Annotated in this window: 19 protein-coding genes; 9 read left to right on the top strand and 10 right to left on the bottom strand. The window is 67.3% G+C overall.

What is annotated here, in order from left to right; translation table 11 throughout:
- Both A9975_RS25395 and A9975_RS25390 read left to right on the top strand, forming a co-directional pair.
- Nucleotides 1–670 (top strand): Smr/MutS family protein (locus A9975_RS25395; RefSeq protein ID WP_370565477.1); only part of this gene is annotated, 670 nt, incomplete at its 5' end.
- Nucleotides 671–683: 13 nt separating this feature from the next.
- Entirely contained in the window at nucleotides 684–1,325 is a 642-nt protein-coding gene (locus tag A9975_RS25390; protein WP_150992623.1) for a trimeric intracellular cation channel family protein, read from the top strand.
- A gap of 98 nt (nucleotides 1,326–1,423) precedes the next feature.
- Here the strand turns inward: A9975_RS25390 and glnK are convergent, their stop codons facing one another.
- A complete protein-coding gene (gene glnK / locus A9975_RS25385; RefSeq protein WP_006162803.1) occupies nucleotides 1,424–1,762 on the bottom strand; it encodes a P-II family nitrogen regulator in 339 nt (112 codons plus the stop codon).
- 218 nt (nucleotides 1,763–1,980) lie between these two features.
- Between glnK and A9975_RS25380 the strand changes: the two genes are divergently transcribed.
- The gene (locus A9975_RS25380; protein ID WP_183035176.1) at nucleotides 1,981–3,240 is read left to right on the top strand and encodes a GNAT family N-acetyltransferase; all 1,260 of its coding nucleotides are present in this window, start codon (nucleotides 1,981–1,983) and stop codon (nucleotides 3,238–3,240) included.
- Between the two features lie 21 nt (nucleotides 3,241–3,261).
- On the opposite strand, the gene A9975_RS25375 is transcribed toward A9975_RS25380, so the two are convergent.
- On the bottom strand, nucleotides 3,262–3,816 hold the full coding sequence (locus A9975_RS25375; protein WP_183035175.1) for a cytochrome b: 555 nt from the start codon (nucleotides 3,814–3,816) through the stop codon (nucleotides 3,262–3,264).
- A gap of 180 nt (nucleotides 3,817–3,996) precedes the next feature.
- Complete coding sequence (gene ppa, locus A9975_RS25370; protein ID WP_043344428.1) at nucleotides 3,997–4,524, bottom strand: inorganic diphosphatase; 528 nt, start codon at nucleotides 4,522–4,524, stop codon at nucleotides 3,997–3,999.
- A gap of 188 nt (nucleotides 4,525–4,712) precedes the next feature.
- On the opposite strand from ppa, the gene A9975_RS25365 reads away from it, so the two are divergent.
- The 3 genes from A9975_RS25365 (at nucleotide 4,713) to A9975_RS25355 (ending at nucleotide 7,891) form a co-directional block, all read left to right on the top strand.
- Complete coding sequence (locus A9975_RS25365) at nucleotides 4,713–6,149, top strand: aldehyde dehydrogenase family protein (RefSeq protein WP_183035174.1); 1,437 nt, start codon at nucleotides 4,713–4,715, stop codon at nucleotides 6,147–6,149.
- Complete coding sequence (locus A9975_RS25360) at nucleotides 6,142–6,384, top strand: hypothetical protein (RefSeq protein WP_035859752.1); 243 nt, start codon at nucleotides 6,142–6,144, stop codon at nucleotides 6,382–6,384. The genes A9975_RS25365 and A9975_RS25360 overlap by 8 nt, the downstream gene beginning before the upstream one ends.
- Before the next feature lie 202 nt (nucleotides 6,385–6,586).
- On the top strand, nucleotides 6,587–7,891 hold the full coding sequence (locus A9975_RS25355) for an MFS transporter (protein ID WP_183035173.1): 1,305 nt from the start codon (nucleotides 6,587–6,589) through the stop codon (nucleotides 7,889–7,891).
- A 298-nt stretch (nucleotides 7,892–8,189) separates the two neighbouring features.
- On the opposite strand, the gene A9975_RS25350 is transcribed toward A9975_RS25355, so the two are convergent.
- The 6 genes from A9975_RS25350 to A9975_RS25325 all read right to left on the bottom strand — a co-directional run bounded on the left by A9975_RS25350 (nucleotide 8,190) and on the right by A9975_RS25325 (nucleotide 18,774).
- The gene (locus A9975_RS25350; protein ID WP_183035172.1) at nucleotides 8,190–14,291 is read right to left on the bottom strand and encodes an Hpt domain-containing protein; all 6,102 of its coding nucleotides are present in this window, start codon (nucleotides 14,289–14,291) and stop codon (nucleotides 8,190–8,192) included.
- Between the two features lie 85 nt (nucleotides 14,292–14,376).
- On the bottom strand, nucleotides 14,377–16,545 hold the full coding sequence (locus A9975_RS25345) for a methyl-accepting chemotaxis protein (RefSeq protein WP_183035171.1): 2,169 nt from the start codon (nucleotides 16,543–16,545) through the stop codon (nucleotides 14,377–14,379).
- 86 nt (nucleotides 16,546–16,631) lie between these two features.
- Nucleotides 16,632–17,201 (bottom strand): chemotaxis protein CheW, encoded by a 570-nt coding sequence (locus A9975_RS25340; RefSeq protein ID WP_183035170.1) that lies wholly within the window; start codon nucleotides 17,199–17,201, stop codon nucleotides 16,632–16,634.
- 66 nt (nucleotides 17,202–17,267) lie between these two features.
- Nucleotides 17,268–17,636, bottom strand: a complete 369-nt coding sequence (locus A9975_RS25335) for a PleD family two-component system response regulator (RefSeq protein WP_043344417.1) — start codon at nucleotides 17,634–17,636, stop codon at nucleotides 17,268–17,270.
- A 26-nt stretch (nucleotides 17,637–17,662) separates the two neighbouring features.
- Nucleotides 17,663–18,157, bottom strand: coding sequence for a PleD family two-component system response regulator (locus tag A9975_RS25330; RefSeq protein ID WP_220810892.1), 495 nt, complete (start codon nucleotides 18,155–18,157; stop codon nucleotides 17,663–17,665).
- Nucleotides 18,158–18,603: 446 nt separating this feature from the next.
- Complete coding sequence (locus tag A9975_RS25325; protein ID WP_006159034.1) at nucleotides 18,604–18,774, bottom strand: rubredoxin; 171 nt, start codon at nucleotides 18,772–18,774, stop codon at nucleotides 18,604–18,606.
- Nucleotides 18,775–18,989: 215 nt separating this feature from the next.
- Here A9975_RS25325 and hemL point away from each other — a divergent pair, with 215 nt between their 5' ends.
- Nucleotides 18,990–20,279, top strand: coding sequence for a glutamate-1-semialdehyde 2,1-aminomutase (hemL, locus tag A9975_RS25320; RefSeq protein ID WP_183035169.1), 1,290 nt, complete (start codon nucleotides 18,990–18,992; stop codon nucleotides 20,277–20,279).
- 772 nt (nucleotides 20,280–21,051) lie between these two features.
- Here hemL and dapA read toward each other — a convergent pair.
- Nucleotides 21,052–22,002, bottom strand: a complete 951-nt coding sequence (dapA, locus tag A9975_RS25315) for a 4-hydroxy-tetrahydrodipicolinate synthase (protein ID WP_183035168.1) — start codon at nucleotides 22,000–22,002, stop codon at nucleotides 21,052–21,054.
- Between the two features lie 424 nt (nucleotides 22,003–22,426).
- Here dapA and A9975_RS25310 point away from each other — a divergent pair, with 424 nt between their 5' ends.
- Together A9975_RS25310 and A9975_RS25305 are read left to right on the top strand one after the other, a co-directional pair.
- Entirely contained in the window at nucleotides 22,427–23,047 is a 621-nt protein-coding gene (locus A9975_RS25310; RefSeq protein WP_183035167.1) for a LemA family protein, read from the top strand.
- Nucleotides 23,048–23,062: 15 nt separating this feature from the next.
- On the top strand, nucleotides 23,063–23,823 hold a 761-nt coding region (locus A9975_RS25305), incomplete at its 3' end, for a YgcG family protein (protein WP_255503441.1).

The following is a 23,823-nucleotide window of genomic DNA, read 5'->3' as shown; positions in this document are numbered from 1 at the left end:
CCCAGCCACCCCCGCCGCCGCCAGCCCGCCCAAGCGTTTCGGCCTGACCGACCTGTCCGGCTTGCGCGACTCCCTCAAGGCCGACACCGAGCGGCGCGAAGCCGAGCGCCGCGCGGCGGACGAAGCAGCGCAGCGCGCCCGCGAAGAAGCCGACGTATTCCGCAGCAGCGTAGGCAACGTCAACACCCTGCGCGACCGCAACCGCGTCACTCCCGCGCCCCGCCATCCGGCGCCCGTGCCGGTACAAACCCAGCTGGATGACAAAGCCGTGCTGGCCGCGTCGCTTTCCGACGAGTTCGACGTCGAGAACCTGCTCGATACCGACGAAACCCTGTCGTTCCGCCGCCCCGGCATCGGCATGGACGTGGTCAAGAAGCTGCGCCGCGGCGAATGGGTGCCCCAGGACAAGATCGACCTGCACGGCCTGCGCAGCGAAGAAGCGCGCGAGGCACTGGCCGAGTTCGTGCGGCGCTCGGTCAAGCGTGGCGTGCGCTGCGTGCGCGTGATCCACGGCAAGGGCAACGGCTCGCCGGACAAGACGCCGGTGCTCAAGGGCAAGGTGCGCAGCTGGCTGGTACAGAAGGAAGAAGTGCTGGCCTTCGTGCAGGCACGCGGCGCCGAGGGTGGCGCCGGCGCGCTGATGGTGCTGCTGCGCCAGCCGCACGCCTGAGACTGCGCGCACGATGCATCTGCCGCTCGATCTCCTGATGGGGCGGTTGCCCCTGATCCTGCATGTCATGGAAGTGGTGGGCGTGCTCGCCTTTGCCGTCTCCGGCGTGGTCGATGCGCGCAAGCAGCGCTTCGATGCCGTGGGCACCTTCGTGGTGGCGTTCGCCACCGCCTTCGGCGGCGGCACGGTGCGCGACGTATTGCTGGACCGCCGCCCCTTCTACTGGGTCGACCACGAAGGCTACGTGATCCTGATCTTCGTGATGTCGCTCGGCGCGTCGTTCGTGCTGCGGGTGGTCAGCCGGGTGGCGTCCGAGCGCACCATGATCACGGCCGATGCGATCGGCCTGGGGCTGTTTTCGGTCACCGGCACATCGCTCGCGCTGGTGGCGCAGATGACCCCGACCGTAGCGGTCATGATGGGCATCATCTCTTCGGTGTTCGGTGGCGTGGTACGCGACGTGTTGTGCAACGAGGTGCCGATGATCCTGCGTGACCGCTCGCCCTATGCCACCTGTGCCTTCGTCGGCTGCTGTGTCTATGTTGGCCTGACCTGGCTGCAGGCCGAGCAGGAACTGGCCCTGCTGGCGGGCGCCATCACCATCACGGCGGCACGCCTGCTGTGCGTGCGCTTCGGCTGGAAGTTGCCGAGCTAGGCAACAACAACGGCGGCAATCCTGGCGCCTCCTCCCGTGGGATCGCCAGGATTGTCCGCCGATGCTTGAACGCTAAAAAGGCCCGAGCGCCCGAATGCTTAAACGGCGGCTTCGTCCTGCTCGCCGGTGCGGATGCGGATCACGCGCTCGATCTCGGTCACGAAGATCTTGCCGTCGCCGATCTTGCCGGTGTGCGCTGCCTTGACGATGGCGTCCAGCACGGTGTCGAGCTGGTTCTCGGCAACCACGACCTCGATCTTGATCTTGGGCAGGAAGTCGACCACATACTCAGCGCCGCGATACAGCTCGGTATGCCCCTTCTGGCGGCCAAAGCCCTTCACCTCGGTTACCGTCAGGCCGGTCACGCCGACGTCAGCCAGCGCCTCGCGCACTTCGTCCAGCTTGAACGGTTTGATGATGGCGGTAATCTGCTTCATATTGGCCCCTTATATAGTCGTTGGTTAGTGAGAGATTTTAGCCTGCCTGCCGGCAGCAGGATGTGGCCTGCCGCACCGCGCCATTTCCGGTAGACTCAACCGTCGCTGCGCCCGCGTCTGCGCGGGCGCGGCGTGATCAGCCATAAGCGGCCATAGCAGCCATGCCGGAACAAGGGCGCCGCCCGAGGGCAGCGCCGATGATGAGCAAATCTAGCGCAATGCAGTCTGAATCTTTCAAGCCCGGCTCCGGCCAGCCTGACGCGGCCACCCCGGGGGCGGCTGCGGCACAAGGCCGGCAGGAACACGAGCGGATGGAGAATTATCGCACGCAGATCGTTTTCGATCTGTCCGAGCTGCCCGAGGCCGAGTGGGACACCCTGGTGGCGGCCCAGCCCGGGGCCACGCCGTTCCTGCGCCACGCCTTCCTGCACGCCATGCATGCCAGCGGCAGCGCCTGCGACGAGACCGGCTGGAGCCCGCGCTACCTGACGCTATGGGCGCCGCGCGCCGAGGGTGGCGAGCGCCTGGCGGCGGCCATGCCGCTGTACGCGAAATCGCACTCTTATGGGGAATACGTGTTCGACTGGGCCTGGGCCAACGCCTACGCGCAGCATCGCCTGCCCTACTACCCAAAGCTGCTGTCCGCGATTCCCTTCACGCCCGTGCAGGGGGCGCGGCTGCTGGCCGAGGACGAAGACGCGCGCCGCTGCCTGCTGCAATGTGCGCTGGCGGTGGCGGAACAAAGCCAGCTGTCCTCCCTGCACGTGTTGTTTCCCGACGAGCACGAGGCCGCGCTGATGGAAGACGCCGGCATGCTGATGCGCCACGGCGTGCAGTTCCACTGGACCAACCCGGGCTACGAGAGCTTCGAAGCGTTCCTGGCCACGCTCTCGCAAAAGAAACGCAAGAACATCCGCGCCGAACGGCGCCGCGTGGCCGACGCCGGCATCACCTTCCGCCAGTTGCGCGGGCCCGAGATCGACGAGGCGCACTGGCGCTTTTTCAACCGCTGCTACCGGCAAACGTACCGCGAGCATCATTCCACGCCCTACCTGAACCTGGACTTCTTCCAGCGCATCGGCGCCGCCATGCCGGAGAACCTGCTGCTGGTGGTCGCCGAGCGTGCCGGCCAGCCGATTGCCGCGTCCCTGGTGGTCTATGACGACAACCCCGCGCGCAGCACCCTGTTCGGGCGCTACTGGGGCGCGCTCGAGCACCACCCCTGCCTGCATTTCGAGACGGCTTACTACCAGCCGCTGGAATTTTGCATAGCCCAGGGCATCCGCACCTTCGAAGGCGGCGCCCAGGGCGAGCACAAGATGGCGCGGGGCTTCCTGCCAGTGGCGACCCGCTCCGCGCACTGGCTGGCGCACCCGGCCTTTGCCGATGCCGTGGAGCGTTTCCTGGTGCGCGAGCGCCAGGGCATCGATGCCTACCTGGACGAGCTCAACGACCGCACGCCGTTTGCACGCAGCTAGGGCGGCCTGCCCGGCGCGTGTCTAGCGCCACATGCGCCGCAGCGTGTTGTCGCCCAGCATGTAGTGGTGGAACAGCGCCGCGATGGCGTGCAGCCCGATCACCGTGTAGAAGGCGGTGCCCAGTGTGCCGTGGACATCCTCGAGGATCTCTTTCAGGTCCTTGCTTTGCGCCACCAGCGCGGGCAGCTCGATGCCAAGGCCTGGCACCGTCAGCAGGTGGCCGCCGGCGTTGAGGGCCAGCAGGCCCAGTACGGGCTGCACGAAAATGAACAGATAGAGCACAAGGTGCATGGCACTGCCAAGCAGCTGCATCCAGCGCGGACCGGGCTCGGGCGCCGGCGCGCCGCGCGCGAGGCGCCACAACAGGCGCGGCACCGCCAGGGCGAGCACCAGCGCGCCAGCCCATGTGTGCACCGACATCGACAACGCCCGGGAAGCGCTGCCCTTGGGCAGAAAGCCCTTGAGCTCGATCGCGGCATACGCGGAGGCGATCAGCAGGAACACTGCCCAGTGGAAGAACACCGCCGGGCCGGAATACCGTGCCAGGGTGGACGGCGTCGAAAAGGTAGCGGACATGGGGAATTGGCAGTTTGCCTGCCGAGTTGTTCTGTGATTGAAGCTTAACCCACCGGCTTTATGGCGTCTTTGGTTTCCATCAAGCCTGGCGCAACAAAAAACCCCGCCGCAGCGGGGTTCATTCAGCCTCGGTTCAGCCTCGCGCCGGAATCCGGCACGACTGACCGTGGATGCCGATGCTCACTTGGTGTAGTTCGCCACGCCGTCGGTGATTTCCTTGTGGGCTTCTTCAATGCCGGCCCAGCCTTCCACCTTGACCCACTTGCCTGCCTCGAGTGCCTTGTAGTTCTCAAAGAAGTGCTTGATCTGGTCCAGCAGGTTCTGCGGCACGTCCGACAAGCCCTTCATGAAGGCGGTGGCGGGCGACAGCTTGTCCAGCGGCACGGCGACCAGCTTGGCATCGACGCCCGACTCGTCGGTCATCTTGAGCATGCCCAGCGCGCGGCAGCGCACCACCGCGCCGGCCAGGATCGGGAACGGCGAGAGCACCAGCACGTCGACGGGGTCGCCGTCGCCCGACAGGGTCTGGGGAATGAAGCCGTAGTTGGCCGGGTAGCGCATGCCGGTGCCGATGAAACGATCGACGAAGAGCAGGCCGGTTTCCTTGTCGGCTTCGTACTTCACAGGATCGCTCTGGGCGGAGATTTCGATGATGACGTTGAAATCGTTCGGGATGTCCTTGCCGGGGGAAACGAGGTTGAAGCTCATGCTTGCTCTCCAGATGCCTGTGTTTGAGGATGGCGGGCATTATAGCGTTTCGAAGCTGACCCAGGCCTGACGCGCGCGTGCCTTGCGCGTCTCGCGCCGTGAGTGATAATGGCGGATTGTCCGCAAGCCGCATCGACAGGCGCACTGCCAGCCACAACCTGGCAGTCGCATCCAGCCGGAGCCATCCAATGCACGCCCAGCACTTCGTTGCCAACCGCCTGATCGCGCCGGACTCCGGCTTGCGCATCAAGGTATTCGACCCATCCAGCGGCGAGCCTTTCGCCGAAATCGCCCGCGGCAACGCGGTCGACATCAACGTGGCCGTGCACGCCGCGCGCCAGGCCGCCGACGGCGCCTGGGGCGCGATGGCGCCCGCCGAGCGCTCCCGCCTGCTTAACCGCGTGGCGCTGACGCTGATCGAGCACGAGGCCGAGCTCGCCGCGCTGGAAGCGCGCGATACCGGCAAGCCCCTGCGCCAGGCCACCGCCGACGCGCGCGCCGTGGCGCGCTACTTCGAGTTCTACGCCGGCGCGGTCGACAAGCTGCACGGCCAGACCATCCCCTACCAGCCCGGCTTTACCGTGCTGACCGTGCGCGAGCCGCACGGCGTGACCGGCCACATCATCCCGTGGAACTACCCGCTGCAGATCTTCGGGCGCAGCGTGGGCGCGGCGCTGGCCACGGGCAATGCCTGCGTGGTCAAGCCCGCCGAAGACGCCTGCCTGTCGCTGCTGCGCGTGGCGGAGCTGGCGGCCGAAGCCGGCCTGCCCGAGGGCGCGCTGAACATTGTCACCGGCTACGGCCATGAAGCCGGCGCCGCGCTGGCGCGCCACACCGGCATCAACCACATCTCCTTCACCGGCTCGCCGCAGACCGGCAAGCTGATCGCGCAGATGGCGGCCGAAAACCACGTGCCGGTCACGCTGGAGCTCGGCGGCAAATCGCCCCAGATCGTCTTTGCCGATGCCGACATCGACGCGCTGGTGCCAGTCATTGTCAACGGCATCGTGCAAAACGCAGGCCAGACCTGCTCGGCCGGCAGCCGCGTGCTGGTGGAACGCCCGCTTTACAACGCCGTGCTCGACCGCCTGGCCACGGTGTTCGAGTCCTTGCGCGTCGGGCCATCGGAGCTGGACCTGGAATGCGGCCCGCTGATCAACCGCAAGCAGCAGCAGCGCGTCTGGGATTTCGTCTCCGATGCGCAGCACGCCGGCATTACCGCCATGGCGCAAGGCCAGATCGTGGCGCAAGCGCCGGAGTCCGGCTATTACCAGGTGCCGATGCTGTTCCGCGACGTGCCGCCCACGCACCGGCTGGCGCAGGAGGAAGTGTTTGGCCCGCTGCTGGCCGCCACGCCGTTCGACACCGAGGCAGAAGCCGTCGCGCTTGCCAACGGCACGCCCTATGGCCTGGTCGCCGGCATCTGGACCCGCGATGGCGCGCGCCAGCTGCGCCTGGCGCACAAGCTGCGCGCGGGCCAGGTCTTTATCAACAACTACGGTGCCGGCGGCGGGGTAGAGCTACCTTTTGGCGGCAGCGGGCAGTCCGGCTACGGCCGCGAGAAGGGCTTCGAAGCCCTGTACGGATTCACCACACTGAAAACCATCGCAATTCAACATGGGTAATATCAACTTCCTGTCCGTCGCCTTCGCCATTTTCTTCTTCTGGATGGCGTGGCACGTCAGAAACAAACGCGCCACCAACCCCTCGGCCATGCCGCGCCTGCAGGTCTTCAAGCGCAAATGGGGCGACACCGTGGGGGACCGCGTGCACTGGTGCCTCTACGTGGCGCTGCCCTTCCTGCTCGCGCTGATGATGGTCGCCAACGCACTGCGCGGCCGCGGCCCGTTCGCGCACTAAGAGGCTGTTTCAACATGACGCGAAGCGGTACTGGCTAGGCGCGCAACGACGCCAGGATCTTTTTGACATGGCCTCCAGGGCATTCGCCCAGACATGGCAGACGTGCTTTCCGGCGCCGCATGCGGCAAGCGGCGCCACCCCGCGGTATCGTGCAACCAGAAAAATAGATCCATGTAGATCTACAGATCCAAGAGGAGACAGCATGACAACAACCGCAGTACACTCCGGCGCCGCCGACCCCGCGTTCGAGGATGCCACCTACCGCAAGGTGACCTTGCGCCTGGTGCCGTTCCTTTTGCTTTGCTACGTGGTGGCGTACCTGGACCGCGTCAACGTCGGCTTCGCCAAGCTGCAGATGCTCGGCGACCTGAAGTTCAGCGAGACCATCTACGGCCTCGGCGCGGGCATCTTCTTCATCGGCTACTTCCTGTTCGAAGTGCCCAGCAACGTGATCCTGCACAAGGTCGGCGCGCGGATCTGGATCGCGCGGATCATGATCACCTGGGGCGTGATCTCGGCGGCAATGATGTTCGTCACCACGCCGACCATGTTCTACGTGCTGCGCTTCCTGCTGGGGATCGCCGAGGCCGGCTTCTTCCCCGGCATCATCCTCTACCTGACCTACTGGTACCCGTCGCACCGGCGCGGGCGCACCACCACCTTCTTCATGACCGCGATCGCGCTCTCCGGCGTGATCGGCGGCCCGCTGTCGGGCTGGATGATGCAATCGTTCGACGGCCGCAACGGCTGGTCCGGCTGGCAATGGATGTTCCTGCTCGAAGGCATCCCGTCGGTGCTGGTAGGGCTGGTGGTGCTGGCCTACCTGGACGACCGCATCGTCCACGCCAAGTGGCTGAGCAACGAAGAAAAGGCACTGCTCCAGCGCAATATCGCCGCCGAGGACATGCACAAGGAAGACGCGCCGATCGGCAAGGTGCTGTCCAGCCCGCGCGTGTGGCTGATGAGCGCGATCTACTTCAGCTTCGTGATGGGCCTGTACGGCGTCAGCTTCTGGCTGCCCACCATCATCAAGCAGACCGGCGTGAAGAGCCCGCTGGACATCGGCCTGCTCACCGCCATCCCCTACGGCTGCGCGGTGGTCGGCATGGTGCTGGTGGCCTACAGCGCCGACCGCACCCGCGAACGCCGCTGGCATATCGCCGTTCCCGCGCTGCTGGGCGCAGTCGGCCTGGTGTTGTCGGTGCAATGGCACAACAATACCGTGCTGGCACTGCTCGGCCTGACGCTGGCCACCATCGGCATCCTGACCACCCTGCCGCTCTTCTGGAGCCTGCCGACGGCCTTCCTGGCTGGCACAGGCGCGGCCGCGGGGATTGCGCTGATCAATTCGCTGGGGAATCTGGCCGGGTTTATCAGCCCCTACGCCGTAGGCTGGCTAAAGGACCTGACGCAGAGCACGGACTCCGGAATGTACCTGCTGGCGGCGTGCCTGGTGGTGGGTGCGGCGCTGACGCTGTCGGTGCCGGCGCGGATGGTGAACAAGTAGGAGATCGAGGGCCGACGCGACAAGGTACGCCCGCCCTCTCCCCCGGCCCCTCTCCCGCAGGCGGGAGAGGGGAGCCAACCAGCGGCAAGATCAATCCATTGTGGTAGCCGTGTTTCCCGCCCGAAAGGGCGGGAAACACCCAAGGCGATGCGAAGCGAGCCGTGAAGGTGTGCCAAGGCCGTATGGGGCGCCTTCTTTGCCTACTTTCTTGGCAAGACAAGAAAGTAGGTCGCCGCCCCGCATGGGTGGTGAAACAGCAGTTGCAGTTGCAGTTGCAGTCAACCACCCACCACCACCATCAATTCCCCGCATCCTCCCCAAACATCTGCGCCACCGACCCAGCCATCCCAACCGCCCGCTCACCCAGCAAATGCTGCAACGTAGTAAGCAGCTCATCCTCGTTATACGGCTTACCCAAATAAACATTCACCCCGATCTCGGCCGCATAACGCCGATGCTTCTCCGCCGTGCGCGAAGTGATCATCACCAACGGCATATGCGCGGTCCGGCTATCCGCCCGCACATTGCGCGTCAGGTCAAAGCCATCCATATGCGGCATCTCGATGTCGACCAGCATTGCGTCAGGCATCACCTCCTGCAACTGCCGCAACGCGTCCACGCCATCGCGCGCCAGCACCACCTGGTAGCCGGCCCGCGTCAGCAAGCGATGCGTGACCTTGCGCACGGTCAGTGAGTCGTCGACCACCATGACGGTCGGCTGCGTGGCCAGCCCTTGCACCGGAGCCGCGCCGCCTTGCGAGAACTCGGCCACCGCGCCCAGTGTCGGCTGCTGCGGCGGCTGGGGCAGATGCGGCAAGGCGGCAAGCTGCGGACGGGCCAGCTCGCCGCGCTCGCGCACGAAGCGCTGCGCCAGCACCACCGGGTTGTAGATCAGCACGATCTCGCCATCGCCAAGCGTGGTCGCGCCGGCAATGCCCTCGAGGCGTGCCAGGTGCGGGCCGATGTGCTTGACCACCACTTCGCGGTTGCCAATCACTTCGTCCACGTGCACGGCGATGCGCTCGGCGCCGCTGCGCACCACCACCACCGGCGAGTACTTCTTGCCTGCGGCTACCGCCGGCGTTTCCTCCAACAGCGTGCCGAGGTAGTGGAACGGCACGGCACCGCCGGGCGTGTCGAGGCTGCCTTGGTTGTAGGCTTCGAGCAGGCCTTGCGAGCGCAGTTGCTGAACCTGGTCGATCATGCCGCTGGGGATGGCGAAGGGCCGCCCGCCCAGCGTGACCAGCAGCACTTGCGTAATGGCCGTTGTCAGCGGCAGGTGCACGGTAAAGCGGGTGCCCTGCCCGGCTTGCGTGGCCAGCGCGATGCGCCCGCCCAGCGCCACCGTTTCGGCGCGCACCACGTCCATGCCGACACCGCGCCCCGCCAGCTCCGACACCGTATCCGCGGTGCTGAAGCCTGGGGCGAAGATCATCTCGGTGAGGCGGGCATCGCCCGCGTCATCGTCCGGCGCCAGCAGCTCGCGCTCGATGGCGCGCGCGCGGATGCGTGCAAGGTCCAGGCCGCCGCCATCGTCGACGAAGTGCAGCACCACCTCATTGCCTTCCTGCTGCACTTCCAGCGTGAGCGCGCCGGTGGTGGGCTTGCCTGCCGCGCGGCGCACGTCGGCGGACTCGATGCCGTGCACCACCGCATTGCGGATCAGGTGCTCGATCGGTCCGGCCATGCGGTCCAGCACGGAGCGGTCAACCTCCACGGTGCCGCCCTTGATCAGCAGACGCACTTCCTTGCCGGTCTCGCTGGCGGCCTGGCGCGCCACGCGATACAAACGCTCGGCCAGCGCGTCGAACTGCACCATGCGCGCCTGCATCAGGCTGCGCTGCAAGCCGCGCGTGAGGCGGGCCTGCGCGTCGAGGTCGCCGGCGGCGCGGTCGAAGCCGCGCTGCAGGTTTTGCTCGACGGTGGCCACGTCGTTGACCGACTCGGCCATCATCCGCGTCAGCTCCTGGAAACGCGTGAAGCGATCGAACTCGAGCGGATCGAACTCGACCGTGTGCTGGGCATCGGCGGTGCGCGAGGCCATCTGCGACTCAGCCTGGATCTCGATCTCGCGCAACTGGCCGCGCAAGCGCGCCACATTGTCGTTGAGCTCGCCCAGGTAGCTGCGCATCGCGTCGAGCTCGCTCTCCAGCCGCGCGCGCGTCGCGCCGACTTCGCCGGCATCGGTGATCAGCGTATCGAGGGTGCGGGCCTGCACCCGCACCAGCGCGCGCTGGCGTTCGGCGGCATCGGTGGCGGGGGCCAGCGCAGCGCCCATTGCGGGCATCGGCAGGGATGCCCCGACCGGCCGCATGGGCGCGCTGGGCAGCCACGGCTGTACCGTGGCGCTCGGGGGCACGTCTTGCACAAGCGCAGGTGTGGGTGCGAGTGTGGGCGCAGCCGGAACCGGCGCCTCGTCCGGCGCGCTGTTCTGCCCGGTCATGGCGTTGATCAGCTCGGGATCGTCCACCGGCAGCAGGCGGCCGGCCTGCAGCGCCTCGCTATGCGCGAGGATACGGTCGTACCAGGCGTACAGGCGCACGAACAGGAGCGGCCCGACGCGATCGGCGCGCACGGCGGCATCGAGCAGGGTTTCCATCTCGTGGGCGGCCTGGCCCAGCGCCATGGCGCCAGCCATCCGGGCGCTGCCCTTGAGCGTGTGCAGCGCGCGCAGGATCAGGCCGGCGTGGCTGGCATGCTCGCCATCGCCGCTGGCGGTCTCCCAGCCACGCAGCAGCTTGCCCAGCTCCGGCAGGCTGCCGTGCGCTTCTTCCAGGAAGATCTCGACGAGCGCCGGATCGGGGGCTTGCTCGGCTTGCGCAGCTTGCTCGGCTTGCCCGGCGATCTCGGTGGCTTGCTCGTCCGGCGTATCGGTGACAGCCGGGGCAGCTTGTGCTTGCACCGCATGCAGTGGCGTGACGGTGGCATCGTGCAGCATGCTGGCATTGGCCGCGCCGGGCGGCTTGCCGAACAGCAGCGCAACCGGCGCGTCCTCGGCCTCGGCCAGCAGCTCCACCGCCGGCAGCGCCAGGCGCGGACGCACCATGGCGCGCTCGCCAAGCTCCAGCAGGCTGCGGCAGAGCGTGTCATCGGCGGCAGGCCAGATGCCCGCGGCAAACTGGTGCAGCATGCCGCGCACGCGCTCCACCGCCTGCTCCAGCAAGCGGAAGTCGCCCGGGTGCATCGCCACCGGGTGCGCGCCGAGCTGCAGCATCAGCCGCTCAAGCGCCTCGGCAATGGCGCGTACCGGCTCCAGGCCGACCGTGGAAGCGCTGCCTTGCAAGGTATGCGCGACACGCAGCGCCAGCTCGCTCGGGCAGGGACGGCCCTCGTGGCGCCACTCGGAAAGATCGGTGGCGAATTGGCGGATGAGGTCGTCGGCTTCCTGCAGGTAGACGTTGTAAAGCGGCAGGCTGATGCGCACCGGGCCGATCAGCTTGAAGTTGTCGTTTTCCTCGGCTGGCGTGCTGGCAAAGCGGAAAGGAATGACCTTGGCATCCCCGGCCGCGGTGTTGTCTGCGTTGGCTTCGGCTTCCGCCGCGGCCGGGTGCCCTGCATCCTGCACCGGGGGCTGGATCCCTGGCATGGGTTCCAGCTCCGTCCCCGATTTTGCATCCAGCACCTGCTCGTCCTCGGGCTGCGTCACCACCAGCTCAAGCCCGGCCGCGTGCACAGGCGCGGTCACCGCTTCGGCGATGTGCTCCGGCTCGGGCTGCTCACCCGCGCGCACAGATTGCGCCGCGGCCAGCAGGCCCGTGGCGTCGTGCCCGGCATGGGCGTCGCCGCGCAGTGCGTTCACCCAACCGGACAACTCATCGTGGGCACGCAGCAGCAAGTCCAGCAGGACCGGCGCCGGGGCGCGGGCCTCGGCAATCCAAAGGTTCATCACCTGCTCGATTGCCCAGGCCGCTTCGCCATAGCGATGCAGGCCGACCATCCGGCTGGAACCCTTGAGCGTATGAAAGGCGCGGCGCAGCCGGCTGACGGTATCGGCATCCGCCAGCGCGCAGAGGCCGCCGCCGAGATCGCTGGCAACCTCGCCCAGCACCTCGACCGCTTCGGTCAGGAAGATATCCAGCAGTTCCGCATCGATGGCGGCGGTGTCGGCCGCGGCGGGCATGGCCGCCGCGGGCGCGGGCGTGCCGGGCGCGTTGGCCGGCAGCGCCTCGGCCAGCGCCACCACCAGGCGCTCGGCCGCGCCGTGGGAGCCGGCAAGCCAGGCATTGAGCTGCGTCGTGGCTTCGCCGGCCTGGCGACGCAGGCCGGCTGCGTCGTCGATGGCGGCCTGCTCGTTCATCGCCTGCAGCGCGGCGCGTAGCGCCTTCACTTCGGGCGCGTCGGCGGCGGCCGGATGGCGCATCGCATCGTTGGCCGCCGCGCGCGCCCTGGCTAGCAGCGTCGCGTGGGAAACCGCGCCGGCCTGCTCGTCCTGCGCGGCATCGTCGACGGCATCGGCATGCCTGTCCGCCGATGCGGCACGGCCAAATGCCAGCGCATCGATAAAGGCATGCACAACACCCAGCTCACCGGCAATCGCGGCAAGGCGGCCAGCGCGCTCGCTCACCGCGTCGGCAGCGCTTGCCGTGTCGCCCGCAACCTGCGTGGCGCGGGCCCCGGCAAGCCATTCCAGCGCAGGCATCACTCGCTCCAGCGCCGCCGCTACCGCAAGCGCATCGGCCTGTAGTACTTCCGGCAGCGCACCGGCCTCGCGCAAGCCTGCCAGCGTGCTGGCGAGTGCCGCGAACGCGCGTTCGGCGTCGCGCAGATGCGCGCCGGCTTCGGCGCGGGCGGCATCGCGGTCATAGGCATCGAGCCAGGATTCACCGCTGTCGAGGTGGCCGCGCAGTTGCGCGACTGCCGCCTCGCGCAGGCGTTGGGTGCGCGCCTGGTCCACCATCTGCGCGAGCCAGCGCGGCGCTTGCGCAGCGGGCTCGCCACGCTCATGCGCGCCAAGGTACAAGGTCAGTTCATCGCAACGCCGCGCGAACTCGGCCGCCGCCGCGTGCCCGGTGCTGCCATGCACGCGCCATGGCAGCGCCAGTGCCCGCCCCAGGAACAAGGCAATGGCACTGGCGCCAAAGGGATCATCGGCACCGGGTCTGACCTGCAGCGCGGCATCCAGGCAGCGCAGCAGCGCCGGCTGGGCCAGCGGCTGCGCGGCTTCGGCCAGCACGGCGAGCGCGTTATGCCATTCGCCGCGATCCGGGCCAGCGGCAGCGGCCCGCTCGAGCGCGGTGGCCGCCTGCTGCAGGTTGCGGGTGTCGATCGGGTCGAGCCAGCCGTAATAGCGCACGCGGAAGTCGGCATGCACGGTGGCATGCGCCGCATCGATGCGGAAGGCTTGCAGGCATTCGCGAATGGCGGAGCGCAGCACCAGCACGGGCGCGCTCTGCGGTTCGTTCGCGGGCGGCGTGCCGCTGGTGGTGACCAGCAGGTACACGGCGTCGTTGAGCAAGGCTTGCGGCACCCGCACCTGGCCTTGCAGGTACTGGCGCAGCAGCAGGTGGGCACGCCCCGCCAGCCGCTTGGCCAGCAGGTCCGAGGGCAGCAGGCCGTGGGCCAGCGCGCCGAACACCAACGCCAGCACATGCCACACGCCGCGGTCCGGATGGTCGGTGGCGCGGCGCAGTTCCTGCTCGCTCGCGCGTACGTCTTCCAGCGCGGACTCCAGCGGCAGATAGGCCTCGTGCAACAGGCTCGGCTCGGCGCATGGCACCGGCAGGCGCAGCGCCTTGAGCAACGCCGCCTCGAAGCGCTGGCGCGCGCGCGTGACCGTGGAGGCCATGCGCATCGGCAACAAGATGCCGGGCAGCATCTGCAGCTCGTCCACCCACAGGTCGGCAGGGTGCACGCGGTCTTCGCCAAGACGGCCCAGCACATCGGCATAGGAACAGAACAGCCGTACCGGATCTTCATCGTCGCCAACCATCAGGTCGTCGACGTACTCGGCCAGCGCTTGCACGCCCAGGCGGAACGCGGCCAGCGTGCGGGCGTCGGCGGGCACGGCGCCGCCATCGATGCCTTCGAGCAGGCGGCGCAGCGCCTGGCAATACGGATCGACCCCGCGCAGGCCAACGATGTGCACCGCGCCGGCGGCCTGGTGCAGGTGCTGGCCGGCCAGGCGCAGCGAAGTGGTGTCGCGCGCGCCCAGCGCCTCGGGCGCCTGCTGCACTTCATCGACGTAATGGCCCAGCTCGGCCGCGGCGTCATCCAGCGCGGCGCGCAGGCTCGGCGCCAGCCAGGCCAGCACGGAAAGATCACGGGCGACCGGCGCCGCAGGCTTGCTGGCCGGGGCGGCCAGCTCGGCGGACAGGTCCGGCGAAGGGATCGGCGCCAGCGGATCCTGCACGGCCGGATCGGTGCCGGCGGCCTCGCGCGAGACAGGGAAATTCAATGACATGACTGCTTCCAATGCGTCCAATGCGGTGGCGCCGGTCCGTGGCCCGCATCCGCGCGGGCTCGCGTTGAACACCAATGCTGACTCGTCAGGCGATCTTGAATCGCAGCACCGAATTGCGCAGCTCTTCGGTCAGCAAAGTCAGCTGGCGCACCGAGAGTGCCGTCTGGCGCGTGCCGGACGAGGTCTGCTCGGTCACCTGCAAGATCCCTTCGATATTGCGCGCCACCGCGGTAGCCAGCCCCGCCTCATGCGAGGTGGTCTGGGAGATCTGCTCGATCAGCTCGGCGAGCTGGCGCGACACGCGGCCGATCTCCACCAGCGCGGCGCCGGCATTGTCCGACAGCTTGGCCCCTTCCACCACGCCCTGCGTGCTGCGCTCCATGGCGTGCACCGCGTCCTGGGTGTCGGTCTGGATGGTGCGGATCAGCGCGCCGATCTGCTTGGTTGCCTCGCCGGAGCGCTCCGCCAGCCGCTGCACTTCTTCGGCCACCACCGAGAAGCCGCGCCCGGCTTCACCGGCCGATGCGGCCTGGATGGCAGCGTTCAGCGCCAGCACGTTGGTCTGCTCGGTAATATCGGAGATCAGTTCGACGATTTCACCGATCTCCTGCGAGGATTCGCCCAGGCGCTTGATGCGCTTGGAGGTGTCCTGGATCTGCTCGCGGATGTCGTTCATGCCGACGATGGCGTTCTGCACCGCGTGCTGGCCCTGCTCGGCCGCGGCCAGCGAGGCGCGCGCCACGTTGGCGGATTCCGCCGCGCCGCGCGAGACCTGCGTGATGCGGTCCGCCATCTCCACCACCGATTCGCCGGTCTGGCGGATCTGGCGCGATTGCTCTTCCGAAGCGGCGACCAGCTCGGTCGAGGTGTCCTGCACCTGCCCCGATGCCTGCGTCACCTCGCCAGCGGTCTGCTGCACGCGGCCGACCAGTTCGCGCAGTTCTTCCACCGTGTAGTTCACCGAGTCGGCGATGGCGCCGGTGATGTCCTCGGTCACGGTGGCTTGTTTGGTCAGGTCACCGTCGGCGATATCCTGCAGCTCGTTCATCAACTGCAAAATCGCCTTCTGGGTCGCGTCGTTGTTGCGCTTTTCATCCAGGCGGCGGGCTTCCGCCTCGCGCTCGCGGGCCTCGGCTTCGAGGGTACGGGCACGCGAGTCGCGCAGGTACAGCGCGGCAAGGCCGGCCAGGAACAGCAGCGTGAGCAAGGCCGAGACGATGGTGGCGCCCAGCGTCAGCGGGCGCATGCGCGCGCCTTGCGCATAAGCGGCCTGCAGCGCGGACAGCTCGCCGCGCAGTGCCTCGTTGTCGTTGAAGATCTGCTGCTGCGCGCGCTTGGCGGCGATCAGGCCGGGCAGGTTCTGCAGGATGGTCTGGGTGGTCTTCTGCACCGCGTCGAAACGTTGCGACAGCTGCTGCAGGTAGCCGCGGGTTTCGGCATCTCCCGCCGCCGACAGCCGCAGCGCTTCGCTGCCGTTCATCAGGCCGTCCAGGGTTTCGCGGAAGGTATTGGTGTCCTTGCCGAGCAGGAACGCGGTTTCCGGGTTGACGCCTTCGCCCGCCAGGAACTCGTTGAGGTTCTTACCCAGTCGCTGCGTCAGCATCACCAACTGCGCGGAGGCAGCCACCTCGCGCGCATTGGCGCCACTTTGCAGCTTGATTGCCGCCACCTGCTCCGCGCTTTCCAGCAGTTCGGGGTTGGAGGCGTTGAAGATCTGCAGCGTCTGGCCGATGGTGGTCAGGGTGGGCTGCTGGGCCAGCACGTCACCGGCGCTCTTCTCGGTGCGCTGCCAGGACTCCATGGCTTTTTCCAGCAGCGGCGCGGCGGCCGCGCCGGTCGCGCGCACGTGCTTCTCATCGCTGCCGTTTTGCAGCGCCTGCAAGTCGCCCGCGAGCTCGCTCTTGGACTGGCGCAGCTGCGTGAACGCCTGCGCGTTGCCCAGCAGCGCCACCGGCACGGCCTTGGCCAGGCGCTGCGAGTGCATCAGCATGTCGCCGGCGATCTCGATCTGCGCCGCGCCGTTGTTGGCTTCGCGGTTATCGAAATACACCGATGCCAGCAGCGCCGCCAGCGACACCACCACGCCGGTGGTCAGCGCGCGCTGCTGGCTGGCAAACGGGATGCGGGACAGCCGGCCCGAGAGCGTCTCGGCCGGGGTGCTTCGCTTGCTGGGCGCGGCTGCGGCGTCTGCCGCCAGTTCGGCGGCACCGGCCGCCGGCGCCTGGCGACCCAGGCTGAACATCTTGAAACCCATAGCACCCTCTGTCCGTTATTTTTTGAATTTGATTTGTCGCCGCACCGTCGCGTCGCCGCATGCTTGCAAGCAGCGCCGCGCGGCGTTCAGGCAGCCTGCCGGCCCACCTGCAGGAAGGCCGGCGACGCCAGCAACCTGCGCACATCGAGCACCTGCCAGTCGCGCCCGTCGCGATCGGCAAAACGCGCGCCCTCCCAGTCCTGCGCCGCCTCCGGCCCCGCCGGCGGCGCATCCGCGGCTTCCACCGGCAACGACAGGTCGCCGGCATGGCGCAGCCCGATCACGCGCGTGGCCAGGATGCCGCAGGCACGCTCCACCTGGCGCGACAGCACCACGATCTTGCTGCCCGGCTGCAGCGCGGTGGCTCCCTCGCCGCAGAACAGGCCGAAATCGATCACGCCCAGCAGGCTGCCGCGCGCGTTCACCAGCCCGGTGTACCAGGACTGCGTGAGCGGCACGCGGCTGGGCTGGCGCATCTCCAGCACCTCACCCGTATCCGGCAACGGCAGGAGCCAGTGCCGCTGTCCCACCTGCAGGCCCAGGAAGCTGTCCACCGCCGGCAGGCTGCGCGCCTCGCGCAGCCTGCGGGCCAGCATGGCCTGGTAGTCCTGCAGCCGGGTCTGGCGGGCACGAAGATCCTGGCGCGGCGCGGTCATGGTCGGGTTCCGGTGAGAAGGCAAGGATGGGCTCGGATGCAAGCGGGCAGGTAACCGGCGCGCCGCTCAGTGCGCCAGCGCAGCGATCTTGGTCAGCAGTTCTTCGCCATCGACCGGCTTGACGACATAGTCGGCCGCGCCCTGGCGCATGCCCCAGATGCGGTCGGTGTCCAGGCCCTTGCTGGTGCACATGATCACGGGGATGTCCTTGAAGCGGTCGTCGCGCTTGATCGCGCGGGTCGCCTGGTAGCCGTTCTGGCCGGGCATCACCACGTCCATCAGGATCAGGTCGAAGGGTTCCTTCTCAAGCCGGGCGAAGGCCTGTTCGCTATTGCCGGCCACCGAGACCTTGAAGCCCTTCTTGCCGAGCAGGTCGGACATGAACAGGGCTTCGGTGGGGGAGTCGTCGACGATAAGGATTTTGCTGATAGTCATGATGATTGGGATTCCTTGGATTGCGCTCAAGCCGGCAAGGGGCTGGCCACGGCAACGGCACGTGGCACGCAGGCGTCTACCGCCTGCAGCAGCGACTCACGGGTAAAAGGCTTGGCGAGATGGTCTTGCGCGCCGACCAGGCGGCCGCGCGAACGGTCGAACACGCCGTCGCGGGAGGACAGCATGATCACCGGGATGGCATGGAACCGGGGGCTTTTCTTGATGAGGGCGCAGGTCTGGTAACCGTCCAGGCGCGGCATCAGGATGTCGCAGAAGATCAGGTCCGGATGCATGTCGCCGACCTTGGCGAGTGCCTCGAAGCCGTCTTCGGCCAGCAGCACCTGGCAGCCGGCCTGGGACAGGAATATCTCGGCGGTGCGGCGGATGGTGCTGGAATCGTCAATGACGAGCACCTTGCGGCGCGCGGGCGCAGCAGTGCCGCTAGCGCCGGCGCCAGCTTCGACCACGCCGCTGACCTCGGCATTGACCCGAATACTTTCTTGTAGTTGAGCGACCCGCATCTCGTTCCCGCGACCGGCGTGCTTCCCTGGCGGAAACGCCGGCATTCACTTGAGAACTTCCGCGCAAGGCAGCCTGGCTGCCCCGACGGACCCCCGAAACAAAACGTTCTAATTCCCGAAAACACGCCGGCCGGATAGGCCCGGTGCCCGGCAAACGGCGGCGCATGGTACCCGCGCCTGCCGCGGTCCACCCCCCAAAGGGTGGATTTTCAAATTTGAAACAGAGTGTGACAAGTCGCCGTGGGGCCGTCAATCCGGAATCTCGGGCGGCCCCCGGCGATCTGTCGCATCGACGCGACGCGCCACGCCGGGCTAAGGCCCCAAGCGGTGTCGTCACGGTCGCGTCATGGTGACGCATGGGCAGATCACGCCATCCAGCCGGTGCTGGCTGGCGACGCGGCAATGCTAGCGTTGCTGTTCAGCAACTCCAGCCATCCTGGAGCAGGTCAGAGCGCCACCATCTCGAAATCTTCCTTGCGCGCGCCACATTCCGGGCAGGTCCAGTTGATGGGCACGTCTTCCCATTTGGTGCCGGGGGCAATGCCGTCTTCGGGCGCGCCGGTAGCTTCGTCGTAAATCCAGCCGCAGATCAGGCACATCCAGGTCTTGTATTCCATAACGGTCCAGTCACTCTCCATTAAAATTCAGGGCCAGATGGTACCGAATCGGCGCCGCCGGCGCCAGCCGGGCTAGCAGGATTCGGGCCAAATACGCCGTGTTCGTGCACGTTACCGCGTAAATGCCTCGCATTTGAGCCTTTTTGCCGGCATCTTCAAGGTAACTTGCTGCCTGTTAGAACGCGTTTCTCCCGCTTTTGATTTCACGCAAAGCCATGTCTCGTAACCAGCAGCTCTTCGACCGCGCACAGCAAACCATTCCGGGCGGCGTCAATTCGCCCGTGCGCGCCTTCCGCTCGGTGGGCGGCACGCCCCGCTTCATCACGCGCGCCGAAGGCGCTTACATGTGGGACGCCGACGGCCAGCGCTATATCGACTATATCGGCTCCTGGGGCCCGATGATCGTCGGCCATGCCCACCCCGAAGTGGTGCGCGCGGTGCAGGAGACCTCGGCCCACAGCTTCTCGTTCGGCGCGCCGACCGAGGCCGAGATCGAGATGGCCGAGGAAATCTGCAAGCTGGTGCCGTCGATCGAGCAGGTGCGCCTGGTTTCCTCCGGCACCGAGGCCACCATGAGCGCGCTGCGCCTGGCGCGCGGCTTCACCAAGCGCGACCTGATCGTGAAGTTCGAGGGCTGCTACCACGGCCACGCCGACAGCCTGCTGGTCAAGGCGGGTTCCGGCCTGCTGACCTTTGCCGATACCACCAAGAACGCGCCCTCCTCGGCCGGCGTGCCCGCCGACGTGACCAAGCACACCATGGTGCTGGAGTACAACAACGTCGAGCAGCTCGAGCAAGCCTTCATCAAGCACGCCGATGAGATCGCCGCGGTGATCGTGGAGCCGGTGGCCGGCAACATGAACCTGGTGCGCGCAAGCGATGCGTTCCTGCAAGCCATGCGCTCGCTGTGCACCAAGCATGGCGCCGTGCTGATCTTCGACGAGGTGATGACCGGCTTCCGCGTAGCGCTGGGCGGCGCGCAGGCGCATTACAGCATCACGCCGGACCTGACCTGCCTGGGCAAGGTGATCGGCGGCGGCATGCCGGCGGCGGCCTTTGGCGGGCGGCGCGACATCATGGCCTGCCTGGCACCGCTGGGCGCCGTGTACCAGGCCGGCACGCTGTCGGGCAACCCGCTGGCGGTGGCGGCCGGGCTGACCACCCTCAAGCTGATCCAGGCACCGGGCTTCCATGATCGCCTTGCCGCGCAAACCCGCAAGCTGGCCGACGGCCTGGCCGCGGCGGCGGCTGATGCCGGCGTGCCGTTCGCGGCGGATGCCATTGGCGGCATGTTCGGCCTGTACTTCCGCGAGGGCGTGCCGGGCAGCTTTGCTGAAGTCACGCAGTGCGATACCGCGCGCTTCAACCGCTTCTTCCACGCCATGCTGGATGCCGGGGTCTATCTGGCGCCGTCCGCCTTTGAGGCTGGCTTCGTCTCGGCGCAGCACGACGACGCGATCGTCGCCAGCACGATCGAAGCCGCCCGCAAGGCCTTCGCGGCATGAGAGCTTGTGTTGTTGCTGGTCTTTGAACTGCAACTGCAGCGGCTTAACTGCCACTTCAAGGTCAAAAGCTGAAAGGCAACTGCAACTGCGGTTTCACCACGCCTGCGGCGCGGCGACCTACTTTTTTGTCTTGCCCAAAAAAGTAGGCAAAAAAGGCGCGCCGGATGGGGCGACACCCCCTCGGGATTTCATGAAAAGAGCGGCCGGGACCCAAACTCGCATCGCCTTAAGGCGATACTCAGACATGGGTCCCTCTTTTCCGCTCTTTTCATGAAATCCCGAGGCGCCCCATACGGCCTTGGCACACCTTCACGGCTCGCTGCGCATCGCCTTGGGTGTTTCCCGCCTCTCAGGCGGGAAACACGGCCGACCCAGTGGGATCAAATCACCATTCGGTGTAGCCGTGATTGCCGCCCCCAGGCGGCAATCACCCGCCCGCGATGCGCAGCGAGCCGTCTGGGTTTTCATCTCCCGTTATGGGGCGCCTCGTCGGCAGGCAAAAAGAGCGGAAAAGAGGGGGCCATGTCTGAGCATCGCCTTAAGGCGATGTGAGTTTGGCCCCCGGCCGCTCTTTTTGCCTGCCGACGAGGAGGCTTTCGCCCCATCCGGGTCGCTTCTTTGCCTACTTTCTTGGCGAGACAAGAAAGTAGGTCGCCTCCCCGCAGGGGAGGTGAAACTGCAGTTGAAGTTGAAACTGCAGTTGAAGTTGACGTTAAGCAGCCGCCCTTAACGCTAAAGACCTGAAAACTCGATAACTCGAACGCCCGCCGGGTCAGCCGAGCAGTTCGGGAACAGCCGCCCCAAGCTGCTCGCAGGCCCGCGCCAGCGCCACCTCCACAGCGGCGCTGGCGGGCGTCATCGGCGCGCGCAGCTCGTTGCGCAGCCATCCCTCACGCGCCAGCATGGCCTTGAGCGGGCCCGGATTGGGCTCGGCGAACAGCAGCTTGATCATCGGCATCACGGCATGGAAAATCCGGCGCGCATGCTCGAGCCGCTGCCCCGCCACCGCCCGCGCGAGCGCCACGAACAGCGCCGGATACAGATGGGCAGAAGCGATGATTGCGCCTGTGCCGCCCAGGCACAGCGTGCCCAGCAACTGGTGATCCTCCCCCGCCAGCACGCTCAAGCGTCCGTCGGCAATGACGGCCTGCGTGCCGTGGTAGTCGCCGCCGCAATCCTTGATGGCGCGGATATTCGGATGCGCGGCCAGCGCCAGGATGGTTTCCGTCTCCAGCTTCACGCCGGTCCGGTAGGGAATGTCGTACAGCACCAGCGGCGCGGGGGCGCTGTCGGCCAGCGTGCGGAAATAATCCAGCAGGCCGGCCTGCGACGGACGGACGTAATATGGCGCGGGCACCAGCAGCCCGGCCAGCGGCCGCCCGGCCAGCCGGCGCACGCGCGCCTGTACCTGCTTCACCTGGCTGCCCGCCACACCCATCATTACCGGCAAGCTACCGGCGCTGGCCAGCACGGTATCCAGAACGGCCAGTTGCTCGGCCTCATCGAGTGCGGCCGCCTCACCGGTGCTGCCGCACACCACGATCCCGGCGATGCCGCAGCCGGCGTAGTGCACCACCAGGCGGGCCAGCTCGGGAAAATCGACCGAACCGCCGGCAAATGGCGTCACCAATGGCAGCCAGATTCCTGAAAAGACGTGTTGTGCCTGCGAATCCTGCTGGGCAGGTTGGGCTTGCTGGGCTTGAGCCTGATCTACGGCTTGCATCGAATCACTCCTGTACGACCGGTCAATAAAAACCGTGCAGAAGCGCGCCGGGTGGCAGATGAGCCCGCGTGGGGCAGTGGGAAAGCCTGAACCTTCAAACCTGGCCTCGCCCCTGTACGCTGGTACGCAGGTGCCGCTCCGTCGCTCATCTGACGGAAGCAGCGCCCCGGTCAGATGAGCGGCTGTTTTTTGGCTTTGGCGCGCGCCGGCACCTGCCGCTGCGAGGCAGGGCAAACAAGTGCGGAAATCGACGAAACAGCGCGCATGGCAGGTTGGGGCTGAATGGGAGCATACCGTGGCAACCACGGCAGAAACGACAATCTACCGGGCTGGCCGGCCTGCCGTCAAGCGCACCCGGGGCGATTCGCTTGCGCCGGCCGGCCCCTGCGCTACACTGGGGACTCCACGAATTCCGGAGTCTTCGATGCGCGCATCCCCTTCCCTGTCACTGTCCTGCGGGCGCTCTGTGCTGCGCTGGCTCATGCTGGCCCTGTGCGCAAGCCTGCTGTCCGCCTGCGGGTACAACGACTTCCAGTCCAAGGACGAGGCTGTCAAGGCGGCCTGGGGCGAGGTGATCAACCAGTACCAGCGCCGCGCCGACCTGATCCCCAACCTGGTCAATACCGTCAAGGGCTATGCCACGCATGAGCGCGAGACGCTGGAAGCCGTGACCAAGGCCCGCGCCGCGGCCACCAGCATCCAGGTCTCGCCCGAGACCCTCAACGACCCCGAAGCCTTCAAGCGCTTCCAGCAAGCCCAGGGCGAGCTGAGCGGCGCGTTGTCGCGCCTGCTGGCGGTGTCGGAGAACTATCCGCAACTCAAGGCCGATGCATCGTTCCGCGACCTGCAATCGCAGCTCGAAGGCACCGAGAACCGCATCACGGTGGCACGCCAGCGCTATATCACCGCGGTGCGCGACTACAACATCCTGGCGCGCAGCTTCCCCACCAACCTGACGGCCATGATCTTCAAGTACCCGGTCAAGCCGTCGTTCACGGTGGAGAACGAGAAGGCCATCTCGGCACCGCCCACGGTGAAGTTCTGACCCCGGACCATACCCATGCGCAATCCCTCTGAGCGCAGTGGCTGGACAGCCGCCATGCTGGCGCTGCTGTTGTGGCTCGGCGCGCTGCTGGCGTCCCCGGCCATGGCCGCGGGCGACGGCTTTGTCGCGGTGCCGCCGCTCACGCAGCGGGTCACCGACCTCACCGGCACGCTCAGCGCCAGCCAGCGCAGCGCGCTGGAAAACGTGCTGGCGGAGTACGAGCAGCAGCGCGGCAGCCAGATCTTCGTGCTGATGGTGCCGACCACCGACCCCGAGCCCATCGACGCCTACAGCATCCGCGTGGCCGACGCCTGGCGCGCCGGGCGCAAGGGCATCGACGACGGCGTGATCTTGCTGATCGCCAAGGACAACCCGCCCGGCCTGCGCAAGATGCGCCTGGAAGTGGGGCGCGGCGTGCAAGGCTCGCTGACCGACGCCATGTCCAAGCGCATCCTGCAGGACGTAATGGCGCCGCACTTCCGCCAGAATGATTTCTATGGCGGCATCGCGGCCGGCGTCTCGGCGATCCAGGCGACCATCGACAAGGAAGCCCTGCCCGGCCCGCAGGCCGGCGCCAAGGCCGCCCAGAGCGGCTCGTGGACCGACTGGCTGCCGGTGCTGTTCCCGCTCGCCATCATCCTGTTCTTCTTCATCTCCGCGGCCCGCCGCTCGGGCGGCTCGCGGATCGTGACGCGCGGGCGCGGCTGGGACGCGGCTGCCGGTGGTCTGGGCGGCACCCTTGGCGGTCTCGGGGGTGGCGGCTGGGGACGTGGCGG

Origin of the sequence: Cupriavidus sp. UME77 (genome assembly GCF_014170355.1) — a bacterium.
GTDB classification, from domain to species: domain Bacteria; phylum Pseudomonadota; class Gammaproteobacteria; order Burkholderiales; family Burkholderiaceae; genus Cupriavidus; species Cupriavidus basilensis.
This window is presented reverse-complemented; position numbering and strand designations above follow the sequence as displayed.